The sequence below is a fragment of the Streptomyces sp. NPDC056486 genome (assembly GCF_042795295.1).
GTDB lineage: Bacteria > Actinomycetota > Actinomycetes > Streptomycetales > Streptomycetaceae > Streptomyces.
Genome location: NZ_JBHTSF010000279.1, coordinates 1 through 6,865, shown reverse-complemented (window position 1 = coordinate 6,865; position 6,865 = coordinate 1). Strand labels below are relative to the sequence as shown.

General features: G+C 67.1%; 7 protein-coding genes and 1 pseudogene. 3 read left to right on the top strand and 5 right to left on the bottom strand.

All coding sequences use genetic code 11. From position 1 onward, the window contains the following. Nucleotides 1–26 precede the first annotated feature (26 nt). Nucleotides 27–1,295 (bottom strand): tyrosine--tRNA ligase, encoded by a 1,269-nt coding sequence (gene tyrS, locus ACFQ7F_RS44880; RefSeq protein ID WP_383285231.1) that lies wholly within the window; start codon nt 1,293–1,295, stop codon nt 27–29. An 88-nt stretch (nt 1,296–1,383) separates the two neighbouring features. Continuing rightward, entirely contained in the window at nt 1,384–2,796 is a 1,413-nt protein-coding gene (locus tag ACFQ7F_RS44875) for a metallopeptidase TldD-related protein (protein WP_383285228.1), read from the bottom strand. Nucleotides 2,797–2,989: 193 nt separating this feature from the next. Between ACFQ7F_RS44875 and ACFQ7F_RS44870 the strand changes: the two genes are divergently transcribed. Further along, a complete protein-coding gene (locus tag ACFQ7F_RS44870) occupies nt 2,990–3,703 on the top strand; it encodes an alpha/beta fold hydrolase (RefSeq protein ID WP_383285225.1) in 714 nt (237 codons plus the stop codon). Between the two features lie 6 nt (nt 3,704–3,709). On the opposite strand, the pseudogene ACFQ7F_RS44865 reads toward ACFQ7F_RS44870, so the two are convergent. Next, nucleotides 3,710–3,979: pseudogene (locus tag ACFQ7F_RS44865) on the bottom strand (metallopeptidase TldD-related protein); the annotation flags it as partial. 267 nt (nt 3,980–4,246) lie between these two features. On the opposite strand from ACFQ7F_RS44865, the gene ACFQ7F_RS44860 reads away from it, so the two are divergent. Then, the gene (locus ACFQ7F_RS44860) at nt 4,247–4,957 is read left to right on the top strand and encodes a hypothetical protein (protein WP_383285223.1); all 711 of its coding nucleotides are present in this window, start codon (nt 4,247–4,249) and stop codon (nt 4,955–4,957) included. A gap of 134 nt (nt 4,958–5,091) precedes the next feature. On the opposite strand, the gene ACFQ7F_RS44855 is transcribed toward ACFQ7F_RS44860, so the two are convergent. Further along, entirely contained in the window at nt 5,092–5,289 is a 198-nt protein-coding gene (locus tag ACFQ7F_RS44855; protein WP_383285220.1) for a DUF397 domain-containing protein, read from the bottom strand. Further along, nucleotides 5,286–6,110, bottom strand: a complete 825-nt coding sequence (locus tag ACFQ7F_RS44850) for a helix-turn-helix domain-containing protein (protein WP_383285217.1) — start codon at nt 6,108–6,110, stop codon at nt 5,286–5,288. Before ACFQ7F_RS44850 ends, ACFQ7F_RS44855 begins: the two co-directional genes overlap by 4 nt. A 161-nt stretch (nt 6,111–6,271) precedes the next feature. On the opposite strand from ACFQ7F_RS44850, the gene ACFQ7F_RS44845 reads away from it, so the two are divergent. Beyond that, nucleotides 6,272–6,676, top strand: a complete 405-nt coding sequence (locus tag ACFQ7F_RS44845) for a hypothetical protein (protein ID WP_383285214.1) — start codon at nt 6,272–6,274, stop codon at nt 6,674–6,676. Nucleotides 6,677–6,865: the final 189 nt, after the last annotated feature.

Sequence of the window (6,865 nt, the reverse complement as noted above, 5' to 3'; positions counted from 1 at the left end):
ACCCCCTTCACACGTGTACGGGCACGTCAGCCCGCGGTGACCTCGACCGCCGCCAGGTTCTTCTTGCCCCGGCGCAGCACGAGCCAGCGCCCGTGCAGGAGCTCGTCGCGGGAGGGCACGGCGTCCTCGGCGGCGACCTTCGCGTTGTTCACGTAGGCGCCGCCCTCCTTGACCGTGCGCCGCGCCGCGGACTTGCTCGCCACCAGGCCGACCTCCGCGAGGAGGTCCACCACCGGGCCGAGCTCGCTGACCTGGACGCGCGGCAGCTCGGAGAGGGCCGCACTCAGCGTCGCCTCGTCGAGGTCGCCGAGCTCACCCTGGCCGAACAGCGCCTTGGACGCGGCGATGACCGCGGCGCACTGATCGGCGCCGTGCACCAGCGTCGTCAGCTCCTCGGCGAGCGCGCGCTGGGCCGCACGGGCCTGCGGACGCTCCTCGGTGAGCTTCTCGAGCTCTTCGAGCTCCTCGCGGGACTTGAAGCTGAGGATGCGCGAGTACGTCGAGACGTCGCGGTCGTCCACGTTCAGCCAGAACTGGTAGAACGCGTACGGCGTGGTCATCTCCGGGTCGAGCCAGACGGCGCCGCTCTCTGACTTGCCGAACTTGGTGCCGTCCGCCTTGACCATCAGCGGTGTGCCGATGGCGTGCACGGTGGCGTCAGGCTCAAGGCGGTGGATCAGGTCGATGCCCGCCGTGAGGTTGCCCCACTGGTCGCTGCCGCCGGTCTGCAGCGTGCAGCCGTAGCGCCGGTAGAGCTCCAGGAAGTCCATGCCCTGGAGCAGCTGGTAGCTGAACTCCGTGTAGGAGATGCCTTCCTGGGACTCCAGGCGCCGGGCCACGGAGTCCTTGGTCAGCATCTTGTTCACGCGGAAGTGCTTGCCGATGTCCCGCAGGAACTCGATCGCGGACATCCCCGCGGTCCAGTCCAGGTTGTTCACCATCAGCGCGGCGTTCTCGCCCTCGAAGGACAGGAACGGCTCGATCTGCGAGCGAAGGCGGGCCACCCAGTTCGCGACCGTCTCCGGGTCGTTCAGGGTGCGCTCGGCGGTCGGCCGCGGGTCACCGATCTGACCCGTGGCGCCGCCCACCAGGGCGAGCGGTCGGTGACCGGCGTGCTGGAGGCGGCGGACCGTGAGGACCTGCACCAGGTGCCCGACGTGCAGGCTTGCCGCGGTGGGGTCGAAGCCGCAATAGAACGTGACGGGGCCGTCCGCGAGCGCCTTGCGCAGTGCATCTTCGTCAGTGGACAGGGAGAAAAGGCCCCGCCACTTCAGCTCGTCGACGATGTCCGTCACGGTCTTGTGTCTCCTTGAAAGGCTGCTGGAAAGGCTTCTGGGCAAAGCTTCTGGCCGGTACCGGTTGGTACCGGCCAGTCTATGGGCGTCACACGCCTTGGCTGACCGAGCTCATATTGAAGTCGGGGATGCGCAGGGCGGGCATCGCGGCCCTAGTGAACCAGTCGCCCCACTCCCGGGGCAGCGTCTTTTCCGTGCGCCCGGCCTCGGCTGCCCGCGAGAGCAGGTCGACCGGCGACTCGTTGAAGCGGAAGTTGTTCACCTCGCCCACGACCTCGCCGTTCTCCACGAGGTAGACGCCGTCGCGGGTGAGCCCGGTGAGCAGCAGGGTGGCCGGGTCGACCTCGCGGATGTACCAGAGGCAGGTCAGGAGCAGCCCCCGCTCCGTGCTCGCGACCATCTCCTCCAGGGAGCGGTCGGTGCCGCCGTCCAGGATGAGGTTGTCGATGGCGGGGGCCACCGGCAGGCCGGTCAGGGACGCGCTGTGCCGGGTGCTCGTCAGATGCGCGAGCTCGCCCGCGCGCACCCAGTCGGTGGCGGCCAGCGGAAGCCCGTTGTCGAAGACGGACGAGTCGCCGCCGGAGGCGTGCGCGAGCACGAACGGCGCGGACTCCAGACCCGGCTCGTTCGGGTCGCTGCGCAGGGTCAGGGGCAGCTCGGCGAGCCGGTCGCCGACGCGGGTGCCGCCGCCCGGCTTGGAGAACACCGTCCGGCCCTCGGCGGCGTCCCGCGCGGAGGCCGACCACAGCTGGTAGATCAGCAGGTCCGCGACGGCGGTCGGCGGGAGCAGCGTCTCGTAGCGCCCCGCGGGCAGGTCGATACGCCGCTGTGCCCAGCCCAGACGCTTGGCGAGCTCCGCGTCGAGCGCCGCCGGGTCCACGTCCTTGAAGTCCCGGGTGGCACGCCCCGCCCACGCCGACTTCGTGCGGTCGGGGGACTTGGCGTTGAGCTCGAGGGTGCCGTTGGGCTGGTCGTGCCGCAGGCGCAGCCCCGTCGACGTACCGAGATAGCTGGAGACGAGCTCATGGTTCGCGAAGCCGTACAGCTCACGTCCGCCCGCGCGGGCCGTGGCGAACGCCTCGCCGAGCGCGGGGGCGAAGTCCGAGAAGACCGCCGATGACGTCTCGGCGGGCGCGTCCCTGAAGCCGGCGGACTCCTCGCCGCCGGTCACCAGCGGCTGCGCGTCCTCGGCGGGCCCCGCCCCGCGCGCCGCGTGCTCGGCGGCGCGGACCAGGGGCTCAAGATCGGCGGCGGTCACGGCCGAGCGCGAGATGACGCCGGACGCGGTGCCTTCCTTGCCGTCGACGGTCGCGATGACGGTGAGGGTGCGGCCGCGGGTGACACCGTTCGTGGTCAGGGCGTTGCCCGCCCAGCGCAGATTCGCGGTCGAGTGCTCGTCGGCGATGACGACGCAGCCGTCGGCGGTGGAAAGGTCCAGGGCGCGCTCGACGATCTCGTGCGGCTTGTTCGTACGCTTCGCGCCGTTCGTACGAGAGGTCATCGACCCGCCTCCTGCGTGGTGTTGAGATCTCAGGGCTCTGGAGTGGTGGAGAGACTACCCATGGAGAGTAATCAGCCCCTGCGGTGCGGTTCGCAGCCGAACTACGCCTCTTGACGGGTATCGATCGCACCTGTCCCCATTTAGCTTTCTTCGCGTGGCCGCACGGGCGGCCGGACACACCGAGGGAGGCTCCATGGCCACCAGCCCGACCAGCCCGACCAGCCAGGAAGCAAGGAATGTCGTCCTCGTCCACGGAGGCTTCGCGGACGGATCGGGCTGGCAGGGGGTCTACGACATCCTCAAGCGGGACGGGTACGACGTCAGCATCGTCCAGAACCCGACGGTGTCCCTGGCCGGGGACGTCGCCGCGGTGCGCCTCGTCCTCGACGCCCTCGACGGTCAGGCCGTTCTGGTGGGGCACTCCTACGGCGGCGCCGTGATCTCCGAGGCGGGTACGCACCCGAAGGTGGCGTCGCTGGTGTACATCGCCGCCTTCGCGCCCGACAAGGGCGAGTCGGTGGGCACGCTCATCGCGGACCCGCCGCCGGGCGCGCCCGTCCCGCCCATCCTGCCGCCCAGGGACGGCTTCCTGTTCCTGGACCGTGAGAAGTTCGCGGACTCCTTCGCCGCCGACCTGCCCCCGGAGCAGTCGGCGTTCATGGCCGACTCCCAGGTTCCGTGGGGCGTGGAGGCGGTCTCCGGCGCCGTGGCGGAACCGGCCTGGCGGGTCAGGCCGAGCTGGTACCTCGTCGCGACCGAGGACCGGATGATCCCGCCACCGGCCCAGCGCACGATGTCGCAGCGGGCGGGATCCCAGGTCGTCGAGGTCGCCGCGAGCCACGCCGTCTACGTCTCGCACCCCGCCGAGGTGGCCGACGTGATCAAGCGGGCCGCCGGTCACCACTGAGCTTGGTCAAGAGCGCCCGGACTCGGCCGAGGCGTTCAGGATGTTCACACCCCGGAACAGTGCGGAGGGGCATCCATGAGAGACGGAGGCGACCTGTCCGGGCTGGGCCTTTCCGCAGTTGAAGGCCCCGCCGAGTACGTAGGTCTGAGGTCCGCCCACCTTCTCCATGGAGCCCCAGAACTCGGGGGTGACGCCCTGATAGGCGACGTTCCGGAGCTGGCCGGCAAGACGTCCGTTCCGGATCTCGTACGCCCTTTGCTGGGTAAATTGGAAGTTCACCGGACGAGCGGAGGGCATACCCCTCTGATCAGCCTCTGTGCAGGTCAGGCGGCGTTTCACGAGCTACCCTCAATCCCTGTTCATACGGGTTGAAACCGGACCGTACGGGATCTGGTGATGACTTGGTGTCGACCTCTGGGGCCCTCTCGGGTTCTGATTCGATCAAGCTGGCGGTGCCTGCTGCGTAACCTCCCAACGGTGTCCGGCTGCTGGTCTCAGCCAGCGCTCCTCACGTCGACCTCAGAGGCGGGCATACTGCTGTCTATGGGTACCGACCCCATTGACGATTCGTCCCCTACAAACGACGCCGCATCGCCCCCGTACTCTCGTGAGGAAGGGGCCGAGGAGCAACACCGGGTGGCCGATCACCGGGAGGCCGTCGCCGACGAGCGGGAAGCCGCCGCCGATGACCGGGAAGCGGCCGCCGACGAGCGGGAAGCCGCTGCGGACGAGCGGGAAGCCGCTGCGGACGAGCGGGAAGCCGCTGCGGACGGGTGGCAAGCCAGGATCGCCGCTGAGGAAAGCCACCTGGACGCACGGCTTCGTGCAGCAGGAGATTCGGCTGCGAGCATCCGGCAGCGCTCGTACGAGAAGATCGACCGGGTTCAGAATCTGTTGACGGCCAGTCAGCAGCGGTTGAACCGTAACGACGCAGCACTGAACCGCTCGGACGCGATGGACCTACGGGAGCAAGACGCCATCGACCGGGAGAGGGGCGCCTCCACTTCGCGAATGGCCGCGTTGGGCTTGGTGCCACTCCAGCGCCTGGAGATGCGGGCCGACGGGCTTCGGGAGCAGGCCGCATCGGTGGCCGAAGCGCTGGCCGAAGCCGAGGATGACTTGGTCCGCGAGCACGAACAACATCAACGACACCGGCGAGCCGCTGAACACCGTCACCGCGCCGCACAGGCCCGCAACGCAGCAAGAACACTGCACGCCATCACTAGACCGCCCGAGAACGACGACGGCACCTGATTGCTCCCACGGTGGCCAGCGGGACGCGAAAGAGGACCCCATCTGATAGATGGGGTCCTCTTTCATCGCTCGACCACTTTGGAGCAGCGTGCTTAGTGATCGCTGTTCGGCCTCAGTGGGCTTCGTGCCTTGGGTCAGGCCTTGATCCAGTCAACAAAGGTGCCCCAGTCGCGGTCAGGTACGACCAAGGTGTGCCCCTCGGGGCACTTGCTGTCGCGTACTGGGACGATCCCAAGGAAGCCGTCGGCGACCTCCACACAGTTGGCGTCTCCACCGTTGCTGTAGCTGCTCTTGCGCCACTCAGCGGTGGAGAGCCCGGGGGTGCCGTTCATGATGTGCCTTCCTCCATGACTTGCTCGATGAAACTCACCGACTTAGGTGGGCTGAGAGCTAGGTCTCTAAGCCGATCGTAGGACAGCCGGTAGCTCGCGAACTCCTCGGAGTCCTCCACAAGTTCGCCGGACTTGTTGCCTTCGAGGTAGGCAACAGAGCTTCCATCCGGCATCCAGAGGAGCGAGAGGGAACCTCCCATGAGGTCATGAACCCCTGATCCGAATGGAAGAACCTGGACGACGATTTGCGGTGAATCTTGGGCCTCGATTAGCCGGGCAAGCTGATCGTGCCAGATCTTGCGGTCATCAGTCGGGCGCCTGAGTGCGGACTCATCGAGTATGACCCGCAGGTGAGGCGAGGGTTCCCGGCGTAGGAGATCTTGCCTTCCGATTCGGGCGGAGACGTTTTCCTCCAGCTCCTCCTCGTCATTGAGGCCAGGGCCTGAGGAGAGCACAACTCGTGCGTAGTCCTCTGTCTGCAAGAGACCAGGTACGGCACACATGTACTTGTGCATGATCGAGGCCTTGGCCTCGTACTGCATGAACAGCTTGTATCGGTCTTTGAACGCCTCTTGTCGTGCGAGCTTCCACAGGCGTTCCAGCAAGCCACCGGTTTCGTATACCTCATCAAGCTTCTGCATGGCGGGCAGTTGGCTGAGTCGTTCGCCCGTTTCAAGTCGATGCAGGTAACTGCGGTTGTATGCGGTGTCTTCCGCCAGTTGAGCAAGCGACTTCCCCGACTGCTCGCGCAAGTAGGCGAGTTGATGGGCTAAGACGGTCCGCGCCGATTCGTCCTCGTCGCGCTGGCGGTCCTTGGACATGCACATCACCCTCCCTTGTCGCCTGTAGGCAGGGCGACAGATGACCCCTTCCAACGCTACTCGCGCCGGGTCCACGGTGGAGCACACACAGTGACGTAGACGCATAGATCAGGGGAACCACGCTTCTGATCTGAGGCTGACCAACCCCCTTCGAGGTAGTGATGGCGGCAGAGAACAAGCAAGGTGCCTTGGGGCACAGCATCGGCGACATCGTGCGTGACCACAGTCGAGGCACGATTGCGGAAGTCAGGGAGATCAGCGAGGCGGAAGAGACCCTGACTCTCTGCCGTCCGGCTGGCTATTCGTGGCGGGCCGATGCTCGCCAGTGCACTCCTGCGGACAGCAAGGGCATGCAGGACTGGGACTTGGCCGTGAGAGCCGTCGTCAAGATGAGGTCAGAGGACGCGGTGAAGCCGGTTCCGGGCTGTGCCAGGTGCGGCGAACTCAACCTAGAGCGTGAGCGGATCATCGTTCGGCGGCAGTCAACGGTTGCGGTTTATGAGGCGATGGCGGGGCACCGCAGCGACGCTCATAGCCATCTGACGGTTGCGAGGCGGGACGCGTGACGCGCAGGGGCTTACAGGGCTGGAAGGTCACTTCAGACGGGGCCTTTTGGGGCGGCATTCTCACCGCGCTGGGCGTCGCATCGCTGCTCACCGTGATCGGTCTGGCTGTCTCAGACCGCCTCTGAAGCTCCGTTCCTGCTGTACGCGGTCGGTTCCACAGCAGGGGCGGTTAAGGCTCGCTCCGGCCGC